The sequence below is a fragment of the Aquibium sp. A9E412 genome, from assembly GCF_030398335.1.
Classification (GTDB): Bacteria; Pseudomonadota; Alphaproteobacteria; order Rhizobiales; family Rhizobiaceae; genus A9E412.
Genome location: NZ_JAOAOP010000132.1, coordinates 1 through 2,022 on the forward strand (window position 1 = coordinate 1; position 2,022 = coordinate 2,022).

Consider the following 2,022-nt stretch of genomic DNA (forward strand, 5'->3'; position numbering starts at 1 on the left):
CCAGCCTCGACGTCGACACGCCGGAGGCGCTGCGCGCGGCCGGCGGGGTGCTGGTGTCGTGAGGCGGCGCGTGCTTCCCGGCCTGGCCGGCGTGGCGCTGGCCGCCGGGCTCGCCATCGCCGCCGTCATGGCCACCGCCGCCGCCGCGCCGATCGCGCCGCACAAGGACGCGCTGTTCGCCTATCCGGCCATCCTGGCCTCGCGCGACGGCGGCGCCTACCGCGTCGTCGACTACCGCGAGATGCGCGACATCAACGGCCGCGACGCGGTACCCGAGCGGCGCGTCGCGCGGCGCTACGTGGCGACCGGCGTGCGCCGGGTGCAGGCGGAGCTGACCGTGCGGACGGCCGCCGGCCCGGTGCGCCATTTCGCCGTCGGCCGGCGCGAGGGCGCGCGCGTCATCACCGTCTATCTGCACGGCCAGGGCGGCAACCGGCGCCAGGGCGTCGACGACTTTTCCTTCGGCGGCAATTTCAACCGCATCAAGAACCTGATGGCGTTGAGCGGCGGGCTCTACCTGTCGCCCGACGTGGGCGATTTCGGCGAGGCGGGCGCGGCGCGGATCGCCGGGCTTCTCGCCCATTATGCCGCCCGCGCGCCGGGCGCGCCGATCGTCGTCGCCTGCGGCTCGATGGGCGGGGTGCTGTGCTACCGGCTGGCCGACGAGCCGGCGCTCGCCGGACGCCTGGGCGGCCTGATGCTGCTCGGCTCGATGTGGCATGAGGGGTTTTTGCACAGCGCCGCCTTCCGCCGCCGCGTGCCGGTCTTCTTCGGCCACGGCAGCGGCGACACGGTGTTCGCGGTCGACCGGCAGGAGGCCTTCTTCGAGCGCATCCGGGCCGCCGCGCCCGGCTATCCGGCGCTTTTCGTGCGCTTCGAGACCGGCAGCCACGGCACGCCGATCCGCATGACCGACTGGCGCGAGACGCTCAACTGGATGCTGACGCGGCGCCGCGACTGAAACCCGTTTTTGCAAGCGGAGACGAGACGATGAGCGGCTTTGTCGATCCCACGCGCGAGCGCTTCGGCGCCTTCCGTGCGCTGCCCGAGGAGGGGCCGGTGCACATGCTCAACCTGGTGCGCCTGCGCGAACGCGCCGCCTATCCCGACGGCCGCGCGGCGAGCGGGGCGGAGGCCTACGCCGCCTATGGCCGCGAGAGCGGGCCGATCTTCCGCCGCGTCGGCGGCCGCATCGCCTGGACGGGCGATTTCCGGCTGATGCTGATCGGGCCGCAGGACGAGGCCTGGGACCGCTGCTTCATCGCCGAATATCCGAGCGGCGCGGCCTTCGTGGCGATGGTCAAGGACCCCGACTACCAGAAGGCCGTCGTCCACCGCCAGGCGGCGGTCGCCGATTCGCGGCTGATCCGCCTCGCGCCGCGCCCGCCCGGCGAGACCTTCGGCAGCTAGCGCGGTCTCCGGCCAAAGCGCCACCTCACCCTCTCCCCGCGGGCGGGGAGAAGGGGCGGCTGGCGTGTCGCCTTCATGCCGGCGGCCAGCAGCGCTTCGGCGAAGACGCGCGCCACCTCACCCTCTCCCCGCCTGCGGGGAGAGGGCAGGGTGAGGGGCAGCGGCGACGTGGCGGCCGGCGCGCGGTTTTCGCAAGGAAGGCAGTGCCGTGGCGGCCAACGCCGGCGCCGCCCCTCATCCGCCCCTTCGGGGCACCTTCTCCCCGCATGCGGGGAGAAGGGGCGGCTGGCGTGTCGCCTTCGTGCCGGCCAGCAGCGCGTCGGCGAAGACGCGCGCCACCTCTCCCTCTCCCCGCATGCGGGGAGAGGGCAGGGTGAGGGGCAGCGCCGACGTCGCGGCGGCACGCGGTTTTCGCAGGGATGGCAGTGCCCGTGCGGCCAACCCCGCGCCGCCCCTCATCCGCCCCTTCGGGGCACCCTCTCCCCGCCTGCGGGGAGAGGGCAGGGTGAGGGGCAGCGCCGACGTCGCGGCGGCGCGCGGTTTTCGCAAGGATGGCGGCGCCGTGGCGGCCAACCCCGCGCCGCCCCTCATCCGCCCCTTCGGGGCCCCTTC

Annotated in this window: 2 protein-coding genes; both read left to right on the forward strand. The window is 74.5% G+C overall.

Features of this window, described 5'->3' with window-relative positions:
* Positions 1 to 127: 127 nt before the first annotated feature.
* Positions 128 to 961, forward strand: a complete 834-nt coding sequence (locus N1F89_RS20525; protein WP_290086358.1) for an alpha/beta hydrolase — start codon at positions 128 to 130, stop codon at positions 959 to 961.
* Between the two features lie 29 nt (positions 962 to 990).
* Positions 991 to 1,410 (forward strand): DUF1330 domain-containing protein, encoded by a 420-nt coding sequence (locus N1F89_RS20530; RefSeq protein ID WP_290086355.1) that lies wholly within the window; start codon positions 991 to 993, stop codon positions 1,408 to 1,410.
* The last annotated feature ends 612 nt before the right edge of the window (positions 1,411 to 2,022 follow it).